Genomic DNA, 18,707 nt, shown 5'->3' with positions numbered 1-18,707 from the left:
GACTGGAAGAAGGATAAGTTATATTGATTCAGAAAATAGATGCATGTTTAAAAGAGCGGGGATATTCCTTTATCAAAGTGTCGCCGGAAGAGGTTGGGGTATACTATAGATTTACAGAAGGAAGGGCACAGGTGGTTGCTGGAATCTTTATGCATCCGGGATTTGTACTGGAAACAGAAAAATTGCAGGCAATTCAGAAAAAACTGCAGGAGCTGTTTCTTCATCCGGAAGGAAGGATTCCGGGCTGTGAACAGAATATGGCAATCTATCAGGTGGAGTTACTGACGTTACTGGTTGCAGATGATATAGGACAGGCACGTATGCTCGGTGGCAGCTGTCGGAATGTCTGGCTTATTAATGAGCAGACAGGGCAGCTTATGATTTTTGAAAACCAGCCGGGAGATTTCTATGGATTAAGAGATGCATTACAGGAACAGATATCCGGTGGTGGAAGGCAAAGAGGTTATGTTTCACAGGGGTATGCACAGACGGATAATTACCGTAGAACAGAAAAGAAGCGAGATCTTACTTTGTGGCAGAGGATAAAACAGTATCCGTCCTGGTGTAACGCCGGCATTGTTTTGATAAATATCATAGTATTTCTGTCATTGAGCGTACTTGGCGATACAGAATCTGCAGCTTTTATGGAACAACATGGAGCAGTATTTCTGCCGGATGTATTTGGACAGGGAGAATGGTGGAGACTGTTTACGGCCATGTTTTTACATTTTGGACTGGCACATCTTGCAAATAATATGATTGTATTATTCTGGACTGGAGACAGACTGGAACGTCTGATAGGAAAGTGGCGCTATCTTATCATTTATTTTGGCGCAGGATTGTGCGGTAATCTGCTTTCACTTCTGGTAACACAGGGCAAAGGAACCCTGACGGTGTCAGCAGGTGCCTCAGGTGCCATTTTTGGTGTATTTGGAGCTTTACTCTGGGTAATAATTGCCAACAGAGGAAGGGTAGAAGAACTGAATATCAGAGGAATTGTAATTATGATTGCATTGAGCCTATATTATGGATTTACCAGTACCGGAGTGGACAACTGGTGTCATGTAGGCGGACTGATTAGCGGATTTTTCCTGTCACTGCTTCTATATCGCAGAAAGGATTGATTTTATTCCGGAAAATTTATATACTGTTGATATATGATTGAATGAAGTAAGATGAAAAACTTAAGATACGGAGGCAGAAATGAAAGTAAATATATATTACGGTGGTAGAGGACTTCTGGATGATCCTACTTTATATGTAATCGGGAAAATGGAAGAAGTTTTAAAAGAGCTTCGTGTCAGTGTGGAACGATATAATATATACGAGCACAAGAATAGCATCTCTACGTTGCCGCAGACCTTAAAGGATGCAGATGGAATCATTCTGGCAACGACAGTAGAGTGGCTTGGAATCGGTGGTTATATGCAGCAGTTTTTGGACTCCTGCTGGCTTTACGGAGACAAGGAAAAGATTAAGACAACCTATATGCAGCCAATCGTTATGTCAACCACGTATGGAGAACGTGAAGGGGAACTGACATTGTCCAATGCATGGGAAATTTTAGGCGGTCTGCCGTGCAGTGGAATGTGTGGCTATGTAGATGATCTGGTAAGCTTTGAAATGAATCATGACTATTCCCTGATTATTGAGAAAAAAGCAGAAAATCTTTATCGTACAATTTCTCAGAAACAGAAGAGTCTGCCGACTTCTAATCAGGCGGTAACCAGAACCATCCTGCGGACACAGCAGATGGATTTAACACCACAGGAGAGTGAGCAGTTATCACAGTACGTGGCAGATGATTCTTACGTAAAGAAACAGAAAGAAGATATTGAAGAATTAGCGTCTATGTTTAAGGATAAGTTAAGTGTACAGCAGAATGACACGCAGACAGAATATATTACAGAATTAGAAAGCCATTTTGTGCCACAGGGGGATTTCACGGCGAACTATCTCTTTATGATTGAAGAGAAAAAGAAACCATTGGTAGTCGAAGTAGCAGGAGAGGAGTTAAACTGCTATTATGGACAACAGGAAAATGTAGATGTATATGCGAAACTTACCGGAGAAGTCATGAATAATATTTTAGCTGGCAGAATGACATTCCAGAGAGCATTTATGACCGGTGAGATGACGGCAAAAGGAAACTTTAAGACACTGCGTACCTTAGATCAGATTTTTATTTTTGAATAGAAAGAAGGAGTAACCATGAAAGACGATAATTGTATTTTTTGTAAACTGGCAGCAGGCGATATTCCGACAAATACCGTATATGAGGATGATACATTCCGTGTCATTATGGATGCCAATCCTGCAACAAAGGGACATTCCTTAATTATTCCCAAAGATCACTTTGCAAATCTTTATGAAATGGATGAGGAAGTAGCAGCAAAAGCAATGAAGCTTGCTAAGAAAATGGCAGTTCATATGAAAGAAAAATTAAACTGTGATGGATTTAATTTACTTCAGAACAATGAAGAGACTGCAGGACAGACAGTATTTCATTTTCATATGCATCTGATTCCAAGATACAAGGAAGACAAGAATGATGATATTTTAAAATATACTCCATTAGAGCTTTCTGATGATGAAATGAAAGAAATTCTGGATATGATAAAAGTAAAATAAAAAGAAAAAATAAAAATAAAGGTGTAAAGTCTTATATAGAATCAGGACTTTACACCTTTTGCACTTATGCTTTCTTCTTCTTTTTCTCACTGGCTTCTTCAATGAGCTTAAGAATGGTATGAATAGAATCTAACTGCTGGCTGGATTTCATATTAGAAATATAAGTCTCCTTTTCTGTCATGACTTTCTTAATGGCAGCATCTAAGGTTTCTTTGGTCAGATTCTCTTCTTCAATCACATAGCTATACCCTTGTTTTTCAAAAGAGCGGGCATTTAAAATCTGGTCACCACGGCTTGCAGCAGCAGACAGTGGAATCAGAATATTTGGCTTGTGAAGAGCAAGCAATTCACAGATTGCATTTGCACCGGCACGGGAAATGACAAGAGAACTTAAAGCAAACATATCCCGAAGTTCTTTCCCTGCATATTCAAACTGGACATAGCCGGAACGGTTGTTATATAATTTATCTATATTTCCTTTCCCACAGAGATGGATAATCTGATAGTTGGCAAGCAGGTCATCTAAGAGACCACGTACCGCATCATTAATAAATTTGGAACCGCTGCTTCCACCGACTACTAAGATAACCGGTTTATCCATGGTAAAACCACAAAGTCTGGCAGCCTGTTCTTTGTCGCCGCTTAAAAGTTCCTGGCGGATTGGAGAACCGGTAAGAACTGCCTTATCCTTTGGAAGATAGTCTACAGTTTCCGGGAAATTACAGCAGACCTTGCAGGCGGCTGGAATTGCAATTTTATTAGCAAGACCAGGTGTCATATCGGATTCATGAATAATAGCAGGAATACGGAGGCGTTTCGCTGCGAGAACGACAGGAACGGAAACGAATCCACCTTTCGAAAAGACAACGTCCGGTTTGATTTTTCTTAAAAGAGATACAGACTGTGCGTAGCCTTTGATCACACGGAATGGATCTGTGAGATTACGGAGATCCTTATAACGACGGAGTTTTCCTGAGGAAATTCCATAATAAGGAATGTTCTGTTCTTCAATTAACTGTTTTTCCATGCCGGCATAGGAACCGATATAGGAGATTTCATAACCAGCCTCTTTTAAAGCAGGAAAAAGAGCAATGTTTGGAGTTACATGACCGGCGGTACCACCGCCTGTTAAAACGATTTTTTTCATGAAAAGAATCCTTTCTTTAATATCAGATTACTTATAATGTAAAATGATTTGCTGAATAATATATTATACTCTTGGTAAAAAAAGTCAACTCAATTTAAAACCTTATACAATTGTAAAAATACCAGAAAATAAAGCGGGGGGTATGTGAAAATGAAAGCATTATATTATCGGTACTTATTTGAAAATGTGGAAAATGGAATGATTCAGGCAGGCAGTATCTATAACGAGGAGAATGACTGTAGTGTGAATTATGTATACTTATCCGGAAATCCTACGAACAGTAACATAAACGATGGTGTAAGCAGCAAAGACAGCAGCAGAAAAAATGATATAACAGGCATCGGTATCTTGGACAAAAGAACCATCAGAAGACTGGCCGGTGCACCGATAGATCTTGTGGTAGTAGGAGAATATACGAGAGACTGTCTTGGTATATTGTATGCACTATTGCAAAATACGACGATTCAGACGGTGATTATGCCTTATGTAGCACCGATTCACCGGATGCTGGTGGAGCAGTGGATATCGGAGGAACAGGATATGGAAGAGAAGGCATTACCGGAACAATGGATATTGGAGCCGGAAGTGTCGCCGGAAAAACTATTAGAATTTTCCGGTCTCATCCGGCATCCCTACCATACATTAAAGAATATGGGGGTGGAAAATGTCTATTTATTATATGGAAATTGTCCGCCCTGTTCCCTGGACGCAGTGCAGAATGCCAGAAAAGGAAATTATTTCGAACTGGCAGATGCAGAGGATTTAGAAACGATAAAGATTATGGAACGAGAATACATTCCGGTGGTCAAGGCCGGATGTATCATTGAAAATAAGTGGGTATTTTATTTTTCGGCATATGGAATGGATGTGATGGAACTTTATCAGTTTACCAGAAGATATTATACGAAAGAGGGCTATGACAGGGCACTTCGTCATCCGGAAAATACACAGTATCAGGCGGGAATGCAACGGTTATTAGAGGCATATAAGAAGACTTACGGTTTGGAAGCATATGCAGCAGTTATTATGTATGCGGGTCCGGGTCAGGTAAAAGAAAGCGGAAGTAAAATCAATGGTGCCATGTATGAACAGTCTTTTGGCAGGGAAAATCATTGTTCTCCGTATCTGGATGCCGGCAGAACGGTATGTATGTTAAAATGTATCCAGCGAAATGATTATGGAATGCTTCGGAACCAGTTTACCAGGGAGAGCAGAACCCTTCGAATGGGAGTACTGTTTTTGGGAAATATTGATATGCACAAAAATATGGAAGAAATTTTAAAACGTTATCGGGGCTATGGAAAGACGGTACGGATTGTATCGATTCCCGGCAATGAAGATGTGTCAAAATGGAATCCGGAATTTCCGTGGAAATTTGAAGGAGAAGGTATCCGTTATTGGGTTGGCAATATCAATGAGCGAATGGATACGAAGATACTAAAAGATATTCTGCTGGCTGGGTCCTATAACCGGATTATCAGCGTAAATGAAGAATATGGCTGCTGCCTTTCCGGCTATATGTTGGATGGGAAAGAATATCAGCAGCTTTTGTAGAAAACCGCAGAAACAAAGGGAAAAATGGAAAAAGATGCGGCGAAAACACGGCGTTGTCCTCTTTTCAAATGGAATGTTCCTTTTTATAATAGAAAGAAAAAGGAAAAGAGGTTATAAGAATGGGAGCTTTCATGAATTTGGTATATGAATATGCAAATTACATAATTCTGGCAGGAATGCTCTTACAAATGATAATAATCCTGCAGGTTCTGGTTAAAGTGAACCGGACAGGACGCAGATTGCAAATGATACAGGGAAAAGTAGAAGATTATCTGAATGTCATATTAACAGAAGACAGTGGAAAAGAAGAACCATTGGTATCGAGACAGGAAGAACAGATGCGGGATTCTATTGAAAAGAAGAGAAAACAGCAGGAAGAAGCGGTATTTAATGCTGTTTTGAAGGAAATTTTTCCTTGATAAATGCATATAGGTTTGATAAAATAAACTCTAATGAAATTTTATTCATAATTAGGGAATTGTGTATAGAAAAAACAAAGGAGTGAATTTGAAATGAGTAAAGTAACATTTGATTACTCAAAGGCAGCTTCCTTCATCAGTGAAGAAGAAGTTGGCTATATGAGCAAACTTGTAGACAATGCAAAAAAAGAGTTATTGGATAAAACCGGAGCCGGAAATGATTTCTTGGGCTGGCTGGATCTTCCGGTAGATTATGATAAGGAAGAGTTCGCAAGAATTCAGAAAGCAGCAGCTAAGATTCAGTCTGATTCTGAAGTGTTAGTAGTAATCGGAATTGGTGGTTCTTACCTTGGTGCAAGAGCCGCAATCGAATTCTTAAGACATGGATTTTATAATAATGTTTCTAAGGAAGTTCGTAAGACTCCTGAGATTTATTATGCAGGAAACAGCATCAGCGGAAGCTACTTACAGGGACTGCTTGATGTAGTAGGAGACCGTGATTTCTCTGTAAATATTATTTCAAAATCAGGAACAACAACTGAGCCTGCAATCGCTTTCCGTATCTTCAAAGAAAAGTTAGAGAAGAAATATGGTAAAGAAGAAGCTGCAAAGAGAATTTATGCAACCACAGATAAAGCAAAGGGAGCATTAAAACATCTTGCAGATGAAGAAGGATATGAGACATTTGTAGTACCGGATGATGTCGGAGGACGTTTCTCCGTACTTACCGCTGTAGGACTTCTTCCAATCGCAGTAAGTGGTGCAGATATCCAGAAATTAATGGATGGAGCTGCAGAAGGAAGAAAACTTGCTTTAGAGCAGGATTTCACAGAGAATGATGCATTACAGTATGCAGCAGTTCGTAACATTTTATTAAGAAAAGGCAAAGCAGTAGAAATCCTTTGCAACTACGAGCCAAGTCTTCATTATGTATCTGAATGGTGGAAACAGTTATTCGGAGAGAGCGAAGGAAAAGACCAGAAGGGTATCTTCCCGGCATCTGTAGATTTAACAACAGACTTACATTCTATGGGACAGTTCATTCAGGATGGTTCCAGAATTATGTTTGAGACTGTTATGAACGTTGAGACTCCGAAACACAATATCACAATTCAGGAAGAACCGGTTGACTTAGACGGATTAAATTATCTTGCTGGAAAAGATATGGACTTTGTAAATAAGAGCGCAATGAACGGAACCATTCTTGCGCATACCGATGGTCAGGTTCCAAACTTCATGGTAAAGATTCCAGAACAGAACGAATTCTATTTAGGAGAATTATTCTACTTCTTCGAGTTTGCATGTGGTGTCAGCGGATACCTGCTCGGAGTAAATCCATTTAATCAGCCAGGTGTAGAAAGCTACAAGAAGAACATGTTCGCATTACTTGGAAAACCAGGTTATGAAGAAGCAAGAGAAGCATTAATGAAACGTTTATAAAAACTGCTGAAGCAGGGTAAGATAAAATCATTTAAATTTGAATCAGTCCTTGCATTACAGCAAAAAAAGAACTCCATCCGATTGGAATATCCAGCCGGGTGGAGTTCTTTCTATGCTTTACAGGAAATTGCTTTCCTGTAAAGTAAAAAACGCTCCGCGAGGATGCGCACTGCGGCGTATAAGGTAGATGTCGCAAGCGACCGCCGCAGGCGCGAGAATGTGCCAAGGCACATTCTTTGTTATGCATATTATAAAGTAAATGAATTCATATTTTCTTCCAGGATGGAAGCAATCTCTTTCAGACGATTTGCATTTTCCATGATTTCCTGCATAACATTGCTGACTTCCATAACGGAAGCGGAAGTTTCTTCGGTACTTGCTGCATTCTGCTGGGCAATTGCGGTAAGATTCTGTACGACATCCACAACATCTCCACGGGCTTTATCAAGCTGTGTTGTTTTGGTAGCAATCTCGCCTACGCCACTGATAGAAGAACTGATTCCATCACGAACCTGTTCGAATACCTGACCGGTCTTATGTACGTTTTCGCTCTGCAGGTTCATAATAGTTTTAACCTCATCCATGGTCTTAACTGCTTTTTCAGAATCTTCAATCAAAGCATGGATAATCTGGTCAATCTGGTTTGCAGATTCATTGGACTGGTCAGCCAGTTTCTGAATCTGCGATGCAACAACGGCAAATCCACGTCCTGCCTCACCAGCACGGGCTGCTTCGATAGAAGCATTTAAGGAAAGCAGGTTTGTTTCTTCTGCGATGGAAGAAATCAAAGTTGTAGCTTCTTTAATTTTCAGGGCAGAGATATTAGTTATATTGGTCTGTTCATAAATAACATCAATAGAAGCAATTGCCTGCTGGTTGATGTTGTCCAGCTCTTTCAGGGTGGCAGCAGCTTCCTCGCTGGATTCACGCATCAGGTTAGCAGTGCTTGTAAGACTTTCAACCTGACTGTTGGTATGTTCAATCATGTTACCCATATTAACGATATCATCGGTAGCTTTCTGGGTTTCGGAAGCCTGATTGGTTGCTCCGGTAGCAATTTCATTTACTGCGGTTTCTACATTTCCCACGGTTGATGTTGTGTGGGATGCATTGGTATCCAGTTCAGTAGATGCATTGTAAAGCAGTTCACTCTGGGACTTAATCTGTGAAACAATTGTGACTAACTTCTCACGTAAATCTCCGATAGCTCTTGCCATCTGCCCGGTTTCATCCTTACGTTTGCTGATACGGATGGTAGTTGGGCTTTCTGCAAAGTTCAGGGAAGAGAAACGCTTAATAACGTTGGTAATTTCTACAATCGGACGGGTCATTTTACTTGCAATAAGGAAAGAAATGATTCCCAGTACAATAAAGATAACAATTGCGGCACTAACGGCGCGGACATAAATTACATCTTTAGCACTTAAAATATCTCCACGGTCAGCAGTAATGACTAAAATAGCTGCTTTATTGGAAGTAACATAGTAAGCCGCATATTTTTCAGCACCTCTGAATTCATAGATTGCCATACCCTTCTGCTGTTCTTTACCTGCTTCCAAATCAGCTACTACCTGTTTAATTGCGGTATTTTCTACAGGCTGTCCGACTTTGCTTGCATCCGGATGGTAAATCATGGTTCCATCTGAACCAACCACATAGGCGTAACTGGAATCCAGATCATTGATACGGACATCACCGATCAGAGTTTCTAGATATGCCTGATTTAAAATAACGTTACCGCTCCGGTTCAGGGCAGCATCAACATTTAAACCGCAGGTATCACAGACATCACGCATATAGCTTTCTGCCAAAGTGGAAATTGCATTATCCGCAACCGGTATAATCATAATCAGAAGAGAAGCAACACTGATGATAATACTCAGCAGAACTAACTGTACAACATTAAAACGCATGGAGTGAAGTCCGGCCTTTTTCTCCTTCTTCTCCTTAGGCACTTTTGGCGCCTTTGGTGCTTTCGGCACTTTCTGCGCTTTCACAGGCTTTGGAGCCTTTACTGGATTCTGCTTCAAAGCAGAATCTTTTTGCTTACGTTCCTTCATAAAAATACATCCTCCTTGATAACTATTACGAAAAAAGACGAAATCTTTTCTTGTGATTTTGCGTAATTATTATTTGGAAATTATATCATGAATTGGATAAAAAGTACAGAAACTTGACAAATAAAAATTACTTTGTTATAATCCGTGATGTAACAAATTTGTAATAAATGTAATAAAAATGAATAAAATGACATATACTTGTTAATAATCCTTAAAAAAGAAAAACAGGATATATGTTATGGAGGTCAAAATGAATTTAAGAAAAAGAGTGATTGAGAGCACAATTATAGCAGTGATGCTTACCGTTGTAACCGCAGTCACAGCAGTTATGCAGACAGCACCAGTAGAAAATGTACCAGAACCGCAGCAGGAAACAAAAGCTGTGGTAGATGTACAGGCAGATGGCTCCGCCGGCATTATAGAAGAATTGGCAGCATTGGGAGACGCGGCAACCGAGCAGGCATCCATTGAACGTGCAGATGTAGTGGTTGTTGCAGAAGCACAGGAAGAGGAGCCTCAGCTTAGTGAGGAGCAGCAGGCATGGAACAGTAAGCTTATGGCAAATGTGGATGATTTCTTATATATAAGAAGCTCCGCAGATGGAGAGTCTGAAGTAATTGGAAAATTATATAAGGGTGCAGCAGCCGATATCGTAGAGACATTAGATGGCTGGTATCATATTACATCCGGTTCTGTAGACGGATATGTAAAGAGCGAATATTGTGTGGCAGGTCAGGAAGCATATGCTTATGCACAGACTGTATGTGACACCGTAGCAACCGTAACCACCGGTGGTCTTCGTGTCCGCAGTGAAGCAAATCCGGATGCATCTGTTATCAAGGCAGCATCAGAAGGAGATAAGCTTGTAGTTGATACACAGACAGAATCTCCGGAAGGATGGGTCGCAGTCAGCTTAAAGAATTCCACTGCATTTGTATCTGCAGATTATGTAACCGTATCCTTAAATGTAGCATCGGCAGTTTCCATGGAAGAAGAAAGAGCTGCATTGGAAGAGAAGGCTGCAGAAGAGGCAGCAAAGAAAGCTGCACAGACTACAACAACCATGGTAACACAGAATGCATCTGTAGCAGCAAACTGTGATGAAGTAACACTTCTTGCTGCATTAATCCAGTGCGAAGCAGGCAGTGAGTGTTATGAAGGCCAGCTGGCAGTCGGAGCAGTTGTTATGAACCGTCTGAGAAGTGGTGCATATCCATCCAGCCTTTATGATGTAATTTACCAGAGCGGTCAGTTTACACCAGCAGGAAACGGAAAAGTTGCATCTGTTATTTCAAGCGGTGTCAGCGGAAGCTGTTTACAGGCAGCACAGGAAGCATTATCCGGTGTAGATAATACCGGTGGGGCATTAAGCTTCCGCCGTGCAAGTTCCGGTCAGGCAGGAGTAGTCATCGGAAACCATGTATTTTTCTAGGAAAATGTAAGAAAATATAAGAGAGTATAAAGTCAGGGTGTCAAAAGAAGTTTTTGGCACCCTGTTGTAATCTTGGAAAAAGTATAGTAATATGTGAATAGTTATTCAAAATATAAGTTTTGGAGGGTAAAAATGGAAGGATTAATAGCACTTATCATTTTAGTAATACTAGTACTGGTAATTATTGTATCCTGTATCAAGATTGTACCGCAGGCAAATGCAGTTGTTGTAGAGCGTCTGGGCGGATATCTTGCAACCTGGGGCGTAGGTCTTCATTTTAAAGCACCGTTTATTGACCGTATCGCAAAGAGAGTTCTTTTAAAAGAGCAGGTGGTTGATTTCCCACCACAGCCGGTAATTACCAAAGATAATGTAACCATGCAGATTGACACCGTTGTATATTTCCAGATTACAGACCCGAAGTTATTTGCTTACGGTGTTGAAAATCCGATTATGGCAATCGAAAATCTGACAGCAACCACACTTCGTAATATCATCGGTGATTTGGAATTAGATGAGACCCTTACTTCAAGAGAGACCATCAATACCAAGATGAGAGCTTCCCTGGATGTGGCAACAGACCCATGGGGAATCAAGGTAAACCGTGTAGAGTTAAAGAATATCATCCCACCAAAGGCAATTCAGGATGCCATGGAGAAACAGATGAAGGCAGAGCGTGAAAGACGTGAAGCAATTCTTCGTGCAGAAGGTGAGAAGAAATCTACGATTCTTGTAGCAGAAGGTAAGAAAGAATCAGCAATCTTAGATGCAGAGGCAGAGAAGACTGCCGCAATTTTACGTGCAGAGGCACAGAAGGAAGCAACCGTAAAAGAAGCAGAAGGTCAGGCAGAAGCAATCTTAAAGATTCAGCAGGCAAATGCAGACGGACTTCGTTTCTTGAAAGAAGCAGCACCGGACGATGCTGTACTACAGCTTAAGAGCCTGGAAGCTTTTGCAAAGGCTGCAGATGGAAAGGCAACAAAGATTATCATACCATCTGAGATACAGGGTGTTGCAGGGCTGGTAAAATCAATTACAGAGGTTGCCGGAGAAAAATAATTAAAAAGGAAACCATGAATCGAAGCGAAAATCGGGCTGCCACATCTATGTAGGACAGCCCGTTTTGCATCAAAGAGTAAGAGGAAAAGAGGAAAAAGCAATGAATTTAAAAGGACGTAATTTCTTAAAACTGATGGATTTTGAACCAGAAGAAATCCTCTATATGATAGATCTGGCAGCAGACCTGAAAGCAAAGAAGAAACAGGGTATTCTGCATGACAGCCTGATTGGCAAAAATATTGCACTGATTTTTGAAAAGACCAGTACCAGAACCCGCTGCTCATTTGAAGTGGCAGCCCATGACCTTGGCATGCACGTAACTTACCTTGACCCGTCAGGCTCCCAGATTGGAAAAAAAGAGAGCATTCCGGATACTGCAAGAGTTTTGGGACGCATGTTTGACGGAATCGAATATCGCGGCTATGGACAGGATATCGTAGAAGAACTGGCAAAATATGCAGGCGTTCCGGTATGGAACGGACTGACCAATGAATTTCATCCGACCCAGATGTTAGCAGATATGTTAACCATCCGAGAGCATCTTGGCAGATTAAAGGGTGTAAAGCTGGCATATATGGGAGATGCCCGTTATAATATGGGGAATTCCCTGATGGTAACCTGTGCAAAACTGGGAATGCATTTTGTAGCTTGTACCAATAAGAAATATTTCCCGGATCCAAAGCTGGTTACATATTGTGAAGATGTGGCATCCCGCACAGGCGGAACCATTACCTTAACAGAGGATGCCATGGAAGGAACCAGGGGCGCAGACATTGTCTATACTGATGTGTGGGTATCCATGGGTGAGCCGGAAGAGGTATGGAAAGAGCGTATTACAGACCTGATGCCATATCAGGTAAATAAGAAGCTGATGGATAATGCAGGAGAGCAGGCATTGTTTATGCATTGTCTCCCGGCATTCCATGACCTTAAGACCAGGATTGGACAGGATGTCTATGAGAAATTCGGATACTCCGAGCTGGAAGTAACCGACGAAGTATTTGAAAGTGAGAAATCCATCGTATTTGATGAAGCAGAAAATCGTATGCATACGATAAAGGCAGTTATGCTTGCAACTTTAGGAGAATAAGAACCTATGAAAGCAAAAATACTTGCAGCACTGCGGGAAGCGGAAGGTTATGTTTCCGGACAGGAGCTTTGTGAACGCTTTGGTGTATCAAGAACCGCAGTGTGGAAGGCAATCAATCAGTTGAAAAAGGATGGCTATGAAATTGAAGCGGTGCAGAACCGGGGCTACCGGATTGTAGGTGCACCGGATATCTTAAGCGAAAATGAATTGAGCAGCATCCGTAAAACAGACTGGATTGGAAAGAAAATCTATTATTATGATGAAACAGATTCTACTAATGTAAGAGCCAGCCGTCTTGCAGAAGAGGGTGCAGAGCATGGAACCCTTGTGGTGGCAGACCAGCAGGATGCCGGAAAAGGAAGACGTGGAAGAGGCTGGAGTTCCCTGCCGGGAACCGGAATCTTTATGACGCTGATTTTAAAACCGGAGCTGAATCCTTCCAATGCATCCATGCTGACACTGGTGGCAGCCATGGCAGTGGCAAAGGGCATTACCTGCTGCACCGGTATGGAAGCAAAGATAAAGTGGCCAAATGATATTGTCATCAATGGTAAGAAGGTAGTAGGAATTCTGACGGAAATGAGTGCACAGATGGATTATGTAAACCATATTGTGGTAGGCATTGGTATTAATGTGAATAATGAAAGTTTCCCGGAAGAAATTGCGCAGAATGCCACCTCACTTCTGTTACAAAGTGGGAAACGGGTAAACCGTGCAGGATTAATAGAAGCTGTCTGGGAAGAATTCGAGCATTATTATGACCGGTTTATGGCATATCAGGATTTACGGGATCTGCGGAAGGAATACGATGCAAGCCTTGCCAATAAAGGGCAGAAGGTAAGAGTGTTAGACCCGAAAGAGCCATTTGAGGGAGTGGCACAGGGCATTACCGACCGGGGCGAATTAATCGTGGATACCTGGGAAGCAAGAAAACTGGTGTCTTCCGGGGAAGTATCTGTCCGCGGGATTTATGGATATGTATAGACATGCATCGAGATAGATGTTTATAGGATAGACAGGAAAAGCCACATTTACCAGATATAAAAAAGGCATAAATAAAAAAAGGAGTATGAATATATGGAGCAGGAAGAAATCGTTTTATGCGGTTCCAGCGCTTATACCAAGAAATTCTATCTGAATCCGTTGTTTAACGGACTTCCGGAGGGAATCAAAGAGGATTTGAATATTCTTTGTGTACTGTATACAGAGGATATCGGAGGAACACTGCAGCTTATATTTGACAAAGAGGGAAATCTTAATTTCCGGACGGAATGTGAGGATGGAGATTTCTTCTATGATGAAATCGGCAGTGTGTTAAAAATCAAACAGATGCAGCGGGAAAAGACAGAGCTCTTTGAATCGCTTGAAATGTATTACCGTGTATTTTTCCTGGGAGAAGAATTCACAGAAGATAAGGAGGACTAATATGTTACTGGCAATTGACGTAGGAAATACCAACATTACCATTGGAGTGTTTGATAAGGAAAAATTAATCACAACATTTCGTATGACAACAAAAATGCAGAGAACTTCTGATGAATACGGTATTACAATCATTGATTTATTAGAGCATAACGAGATTTCCCATAATGAAATCAAGGATGCCATCATTTCATCGGTAGTACCAAATGTCATGCATTCCCTCTGCAGTGGAATGATTAAATATTTTGAGATTCAGCCAATGGTTGTGGAACCGGGCGTGAAGACAGGAATCCGTATCACATCCGAGAATCCGGCGCAGATTGGCGCGGATAGAATCGTAGACGCTGTAGGTGCATATGAGCTTTATGGCGGACCGGTTGTAGTAATCGACTATGGTACAGCAACCACCTATGACTTCGTCAATGGAAATGGAGATTTCTTCGCAGGAGTAACTTCCCCGGGAATCCGCATTTCTGCAAAGGCACTCTGGGAAGATGCCGCAAAGCTTCCGGAAATCGAGATTAAGAAACCGTCTACCATCCTTGCAAGAGAAACTATCAGCAGTATGCAGGCAGGACTGATATTCGGACAGATTGGACAGACAGAATATATCGTAAAAAATATGATAAAAGAATCCGGACTTAAGGATGTAAAAGTAGTTGCAACCGGCGGACTGGGTAAAATCATTGCAAATGAGACAAAATATATTCAGTACTACAATCCGACACTGACATTAGAAGGAATGCGTCTTATTTACGCAAAACAGAAACGATGAAACTGACAATAGGAAATGTAACACTTGATAATAATTTGATATTAGCACCAATGGCAGGGGTAACAGACCTGCCATTTCGTGTACTTTGCAAAGAGCAGGGAGCAGGACTTATCTGCATGGAAATGGTCAGTGCTAAAGGCATTTATTATAATAATAAGAATACCGAAAGCCTGCTTGCCATTGATGAGCGGGAACATCCGGTTTCCCTGCAGCTTTTTGGCTCCGACCCGGAAATTATGAGCGAAATGGCAAAGCGTATCGAGTATCGACCGTTTGATATTCTCGACATCAATATGGGATGTCCGGTGCCAAAGGTAGTCAATAATGGTGACGGCTCTGCACTGATGAAAAATCCGATTCTGGCAGGTGAAATCATCGAAAAAACAGCAAAAGCCATAAAGAAGCCTCTGACGGTAAAAATCAGAAAGGGCTTTGATGATGCCCATGTCAATGCAGTAGAGATGGCGCATATTGCGGAAGAGTCCGGGGCAGCTGCCATTGCGGTGCATGGACGGACCAGGGAACAGTATTACTCCGGCAAAGCGGACTGGGAGATTATCCGGAAAGTGAAAGAAGCAGTAAAGATCCCGGTCATCGGAAACGGTGATATTTTTACCCCACAGGATGCGTACCGGATGCAGCAGGAAACCGGCTGTGACGGGCTGATGATAGCAAGGGGAGCACAGGGAAATCCATGGATATTTGCACAGATTAACCATTTCTTAGAAACAGGAGAAGAACTGCCGAAGCCATCCGCCAAAGAAATGGTGGATATGGTGCTGCGTCATGCAAAGATGCAGATTGCCTTTAAGGGCGAATTTACCGGAATGCGGGAAATGCGTAAGCACGCAGCCTGGTACACCGGCGGCTACAAGCATGCATCCAGGCTTCGAAGCCTGCTCAATGAAGTTGAAACTTACGAACAGCTGGAGGAATTATTAGAAACCTTTGCATCATATAATGAAGCATGAAATGGTGGAAAAAATTAAAAAGTCTTTTACGCAGGAATAAAAGCAATCTGCAATCAGAAAACAGGAACAGCCGTCAGGAACAGAATAACTTTATTGAAAAAGAAATTTATTTTCCCTGCAATGCATTTTTTCGGAAAATAATCGAAGCAGTATTAGAGCAGAAAGACATTTCCTACCGGGACATGCGGCTGTTTGTCATTGATGCGGAAGCGGGGGAATATCTTCAGCAGGAGGAAGAACAGTATATGCTCCGGCAGCTTTATCCGGGACTTAATGTATATACACTTTGCACCGGTCAGTCAGAACATCACCAAGGGGAAATAGAGTATCTCTATGAGGAACTGGGACTGATTGTAGAAGTGATTGGAAAAGAGGAAAATGCAATTCAAAAGGGAACCGGCCAGGAAGAGGGCAGACTGATACTGGATTTTGAAGCTGACGGAAGAATCCGGGAAGAATTTCTATCGGAAAAAAGTATCTATATTTCCATTTATAAAAGGAACTGGTATCAGCGGGCAAATCTTGACATTGAGGTACCTATTGGGTATAATATTATGATTGTTAAGGGAACCGGTTTTACAGGCTGTGAAGCGGTTTCAGATCGATTAGAGCGAGAATTTTATGCAGAATAGAAAATCTATAAAAGGAAGGGCTAATAAGCATGGATAAGAAAAACATTTTGACCTATCAGGGTTTACAGAAACTGGAAGACGAGTTACAGAATCTGAAAGTGGTCAGAAGAAAAGAAGTTGCACAGAAGATTAAAGAAGCAAGAGAGCAGGGAGACTTATCTGAGAACGCTGAGTATGATGCAGCAAAAGATGAGCAGCGTGATATCGAAGCAAGAATCGAACAGATCGAGAAAATCTTAAAGAATGCAGAAGTCGTAGTAGAAGAAGAAGTTGATTTAGACAAGATTAACATCGGATGTCAGGTAAAAATCCTTGATATGGAATTCGATGAGGAACTGGAATATAAAATTGTTGGTTCTACAGAGGCAAACAGCTTAAAGGGAAAGATTTCCAACGAGTCTCCGGTTGGTAAAGCATTAATCGGTGCCGGCGTTGGTGACGTAGTAGAAGTTGAGACCCAGATGGGTAACTTAAAATATAAAGTATTAGGAATCCAAAGATCAAACTAACAGATTAGGAGAACAAAGATGGCGGAACAGAAGAACGTACAGGAACAGGATATTAACCAGTTAATCAAGGTGCGCCGTGATAAGTTAAAAGAACTTCAGGAAAATGGAAAAGATCCGTTCCAGATAACTAAATATGATGTAACAAACCACAGCACAGATATCAAAGACGACTTTGATGCTTTTGAGGGAAAAGAGGTATCTATCGCAGGCCGTATGATGTTCAAGCGTGTGATGGGAAAAGCTTCTTTCTGTAATGTACAGGATTTAAAGGGAAGCATTCAGGCATATGTCGCAAGAGATGAAATCGGAGAAGATTCTTATAAAGATTTCAAGAAATATGATATCGGAGATATTTTAGGAATCAAAGGAAAGGTATTTAAGACCAAGACCGGAGAAATCTCTATCCATGCATCTGAGGTAACTTTATTATCCAAGAGCTTACAGATTTTACCGGAGAAGTTCCACGGACTTACTGATACCGATACCAGATACCGTCAGCGTTATGTAGACCTTATCATGAATCAGGATTCCAAGCAGACTTTCATCAAACGTTCCCAGATTATCAAGGAAATCCGTAATTTCTTAGCTGGACGTGACTTCATGGAAGTTGAGACTCCTATGCTGGTTTCCAATGCAGGTGGAGCAGCCGCAAGACCGTTTGAAACACATTACAATGCATTAAATGAAGATGTAAAGCTCCGTATTTCTCTTGAGTTATACTTAAAGAGACTGATTGTTGGTGGCTTGGAGCGTGTTTACGAAATCGGACGGGTATTCCGTAACGAAGGTGTTGATACCCGCCACAATCCGGAATTTACATTGATGGAGTTATACCAGGCATACACTGATTATGAAGGCATGATGGAACTTACCGAGAGCATGTTCCGTTATCTTGCAGAAAAAGTATGCGGCACTACAAAGATTACTTACAATGGCATTGAAATCGACCTTGGAAAGCCTTTTGAGCGTCTGACCATGAACGATGCCATCAAGAAATATGCCGGCATCGATTTTGATACCGTAGCAGATGATGAAGCTGCAAAGGCGCTGGCAAGAGAACATCACATTGAATTCGAAGAGCGTCATACCAAGGGTGATATCATCAACCTCTTCTTCGAAGAATTCTGTGAGAAAGAACTGATTCAGCCGACCTTTATCATGGATCATCCGGTAGCAATTTCTCCGCTTACCAAGAAGAAACCGTCTGACCCAACCAAGGTAGAACGTTTTGAATTATTTATCAATACATGGGAAATGTGTAATGCATATTCCGAGTTAAATGACCCGATTGACCAGCGTGAGCGTTTTGCAGCACAGGATGCCGCATTCGAAGCCGGTGATGAGGAAGCAAACCATACCGACGAAGATTTCTTGAACGCACTGGAAATCGGAATGCCGCCTACCGGTGGAATCGGATATGGAATTGACCGTCTGGTTATGCTGTTGACAGATTCACCGGCAATCCGTGACGTATTGCTCTTCCCGACAATGAAGAGCTTGGATAAATAAACCTAGTGTTTATGCGGGGTTGAGGCATTTGAGTACGTCAAAGGACGCATTAAAAGA

At 41.5% G+C, this 18,707-nt stretch carries 17 protein-coding genes and 1 pseudogene; 16 read left to right on the top strand and 2 right to left on the bottom strand.

Annotated features, from left to right (window positions below):
• Positions 1 to 23: 23 nt before the first annotated feature.
• The 3 genes from DWW33_RS09880 to DWW33_RS09870 all read left to right on the top strand — a co-directional run bounded on the left by DWW33_RS09880 (position 24) and on the right by DWW33_RS09870 (position 2,631).
• Positions 24 to 1,124: a rhomboid family intramembrane serine protease gene (locus tag DWW33_RS09880; protein WP_243088635.1), complete on the top strand. Its 1,101-nt coding sequence runs from the start codon at positions 24 to 26 to the stop codon at positions 1,122 to 1,124.
• Positions 1,125 to 1,203: 79 nt separating this feature from the next.
• A complete protein-coding gene (locus tag DWW33_RS09875) occupies positions 1,204 to 2,196 on the top strand; it encodes an SCP2 sterol-binding domain-containing protein (RefSeq protein WP_117698112.1) in 993 nt (330 codons plus the stop codon).
• Between the two features lie 15 nt (positions 2,197 to 2,211).
• Entirely contained in the window at positions 2,212 to 2,631 is a 420-nt protein-coding gene (locus DWW33_RS09870; protein ID WP_118639414.1) for an HIT family protein, read from the top strand.
• A 64-nt stretch (positions 2,632 to 2,695) separates the two neighbouring features.
• On the opposite strand, the gene DWW33_RS09865 is transcribed toward DWW33_RS09870, so the two are convergent.
• A complete protein-coding gene (locus DWW33_RS09865) occupies positions 2,696 to 3,778 on the bottom strand; it encodes an undecaprenyldiphospho-muramoylpentapeptide beta-N-acetylglucosaminyltransferase (RefSeq protein WP_117947307.1) in 1,083 nt (360 codons plus the stop codon).
• Positions 3,779 to 3,928: 150 nt separating this feature from the next.
• Here DWW33_RS09865 and DWW33_RS09860 point away from each other — a divergent pair, with 150 nt between their 5' ends.
• The 3 genes from DWW33_RS09860 to DWW33_RS09850 all read left to right on the top strand — a co-directional run bounded on the left by DWW33_RS09860 (position 3,929) and on the right by DWW33_RS09850 (position 7,191).
• Complete coding sequence (locus DWW33_RS09860) at positions 3,929 to 5,332, top strand: hypothetical protein (protein ID WP_118639413.1); 1,404 nt, start codon at positions 3,929 to 3,931, stop codon at positions 5,330 to 5,332.
• Between the two features lie 131 nt (positions 5,333 to 5,463).
• Positions 5,464 to 5,751, top strand: a complete 288-nt coding sequence (locus tag DWW33_RS09855) for a hypothetical protein (protein ID WP_147404717.1) — start codon at positions 5,464 to 5,466, stop codon at positions 5,749 to 5,751.
• Positions 5,752 to 5,844: 93 nt separating this feature from the next.
• Positions 5,845 to 7,191: a glucose-6-phosphate isomerase gene (locus DWW33_RS09850; RefSeq protein ID WP_117947310.1), complete on the top strand. Its 1,347-nt coding sequence runs from the start codon at positions 5,845 to 5,847 to the stop codon at positions 7,189 to 7,191.
• 248 nt (positions 7,192 to 7,439) lie between these two features.
• Here the strand turns inward: DWW33_RS09850 and DWW33_RS09845 are convergent, their stop codons facing one another.
• Positions 7,440 to 9,251: a methyl-accepting chemotaxis protein gene (locus tag DWW33_RS09845; RefSeq protein WP_118639412.1), complete on the bottom strand. Its 1,812-nt coding sequence runs from the start codon at positions 9,249 to 9,251 to the stop codon at positions 7,440 to 7,442.
• Between the two features lie 250 nt (positions 9,252 to 9,501).
• On the opposite strand from DWW33_RS09845, the gene DWW33_RS09840 reads away from it, so the two are divergent.
• The 10 genes and pseudogenes from DWW33_RS09840 to lysS form a co-directional block, all read left to right on the top strand.
• A complete protein-coding gene (locus tag DWW33_RS09840; protein WP_118639411.1) occupies positions 9,502 to 10,683 on the top strand; it encodes a cell wall hydrolase in 1,182 nt (393 codons plus the stop codon).
• Positions 10,684 to 10,815: 132 nt separating this feature from the next.
• On the top strand, positions 10,816 to 11,742 hold the full coding sequence (locus DWW33_RS09835; protein WP_117841894.1) for an SPFH domain-containing protein: 927 nt from the start codon (positions 10,816 to 10,818) through the stop codon (positions 11,740 to 11,742).
• A 100-nt stretch (positions 11,743 to 11,842) separates the two neighbouring features.
• Entirely contained in the window at positions 11,843 to 12,832 is a 990-nt protein-coding gene (argF, locus tag DWW33_RS09830) for an ornithine carbamoyltransferase (RefSeq protein ID WP_022242888.1), read from the top strand.
• Between the two features lie 6 nt (positions 12,833 to 12,838).
• Entirely contained in the window at positions 12,839 to 13,816 is a 978-nt protein-coding gene (locus DWW33_RS09825) for a biotin--[acetyl-CoA-carboxylase] ligase (RefSeq protein WP_118639410.1), read from the top strand.
• Positions 13,817 to 13,909: 93 nt separating this feature from the next.
• The gene (locus DWW33_RS09820) at positions 13,910 to 14,257 is read left to right on the top strand and encodes a DUF6145 family protein (protein WP_022242890.1); all 348 of its coding nucleotides are present in this window, start codon (positions 13,910 to 13,912) and stop codon (positions 14,255 to 14,257) included.
• 1 nt (position 14,258) lies between these two features.
• A complete protein-coding gene (locus DWW33_RS09815; RefSeq protein WP_118057615.1) occupies positions 14,259 to 15,029 on the top strand; it encodes a type III pantothenate kinase in 771 nt (256 codons plus the stop codon).
• The gene (dusB, locus tag DWW33_RS09810) at positions 15,026 to 16,000 is read left to right on the top strand and encodes a tRNA dihydrouridine synthase DusB (RefSeq protein WP_117841896.1); all 975 of its coding nucleotides are present in this window, start codon (positions 15,026 to 15,028) and stop codon (positions 15,998 to 16,000) included. The genes DWW33_RS09815 and dusB overlap by 4 nt, the downstream gene beginning before the upstream one ends.
• A complete protein-coding gene (locus DWW33_RS09805; protein WP_118057616.1) occupies positions 15,997 to 16,632 on the top strand; it encodes a hypothetical protein in 636 nt (211 codons plus the stop codon). Before dusB ends, DWW33_RS09805 begins: the two co-directional genes overlap by 4 nt.
• A gap of 29 nt (positions 16,633 to 16,661) precedes the next feature.
• The gene (greA, locus tag DWW33_RS09800) at positions 16,662 to 17,141 is read left to right on the top strand and encodes a transcription elongation factor GreA (RefSeq protein ID WP_117841898.1); all 480 of its coding nucleotides are present in this window, start codon (positions 16,662 to 16,664) and stop codon (positions 17,139 to 17,141) included.
• Positions 17,142 to 17,159: 18 nt separating this feature from the next.
• Positions 17,160 to 18,644, top strand: a pseudogene (lysS, locus tag DWW33_RS09795) (lysine--tRNA ligase); the annotation flags it as partial.
• Positions 18,645 to 18,707 lie beyond the last annotated feature (63 nt).

Origin of the sequence: Roseburia sp. AF15-21, from assembly GCF_003479505.1 — a bacterium.
GTDB classification, from domain to species: domain Bacteria; phylum Bacillota; class Clostridia; order Lachnospirales; family Lachnospiraceae; genus Roseburia_C; species Roseburia_C amylophila.
The sequence above is the reverse complement of the archived record's forward strand: the minus strand, read 5'-3'. Positions and strand labels throughout refer to the sequence as shown.

Bases quoted from the DNA above. Each gene is read 5' to 3' on its own strand.
- DWW33_RS09875 (WP_117698112.1), top strand. From the start codon at position 1,204: ATGAAAGTAAATATATATTACGGTGGTAGAGGACTTCTGGATGATCCT.
- DWW33_RS09870 (WP_118639414.1), top strand. From the start codon at position 2,212: ATGAAAGACGATAATTGTATTTTTTGTAAACTGGCAGCAGGCGATATT.
- DWW33_RS09865 (WP_117947307.1), bottom strand. From the start codon at position 3,778: ATGAAAAAAATCGTTTTAACAGGCGGTGGTACCGCCGGTCATGTAACT.
- DWW33_RS09860 (WP_118639413.1), top strand. From the start codon at position 3,929: ATGAAAGCATTATATTATCGGTACTTATTTGAAAATGTGGAAAATGGA.
- DWW33_RS09855 (WP_147404717.1), top strand. From the start codon at position 5,464: ATGAATTTGGTATATGAATATGCAAATTACATAATTCTGGCAGGAATG.
- DWW33_RS09850 (WP_117947310.1), top strand. From the start codon at position 5,845: ATGAGTAAAGTAACATTTGATTACTCAAAGGCAGCTTCCTTCATCAGT.
- DWW33_RS09845 (WP_118639412.1), bottom strand. From the start codon at position 9,251: ATGAAGGAACGTAAGCAAAAAGATTCTGCTTTGAAGCAGAATCCAGTA.
- DWW33_RS09840 (WP_118639411.1), top strand. From the start codon at position 9,502: ATGAATTTAAGAAAAAGAGTGATTGAGAGCACAATTATAGCAGTGATG.
- DWW33_RS09835 (WP_117841894.1), top strand. From the start codon at position 10,816: ATGGAAGGATTAATAGCACTTATCATTTTAGTAATACTAGTACTGGTA.
- argF (WP_022242888.1), top strand. From the start codon at position 11,843: ATGAATTTAAAAGGACGTAATTTCTTAAAACTGATGGATTTTGAACCA.
- DWW33_RS09825 (WP_118639410.1), top strand. From the start codon at position 12,839: ATGAAAGCAAAAATACTTGCAGCACTGCGGGAAGCGGAAGGTTATGTT.
- DWW33_RS09820 (WP_022242890.1), top strand. From the start codon at position 13,910: ATGGAGCAGGAAGAAATCGTTTTATGCGGTTCCAGCGCTTATACCAAG.
- DWW33_RS09815 (WP_118057615.1), top strand. From the start codon at position 14,259: ATGTTACTGGCAATTGACGTAGGAAATACCAACATTACCATTGGAGTG.
- dusB (WP_117841896.1), top strand. From the start codon at position 15,026: ATGAAACTGACAATAGGAAATGTAACACTTGATAATAATTTGATATTA.
- DWW33_RS09805 (WP_118057616.1), top strand. From the start codon at position 15,997: ATGAAATGGTGGAAAAAATTAAAAAGTCTTTTACGCAGGAATAAAAGC.
- greA (WP_117841898.1), top strand. From the start codon at position 16,662: ATGGATAAGAAAAACATTTTGACCTATCAGGGTTTACAGAAACTGGAA.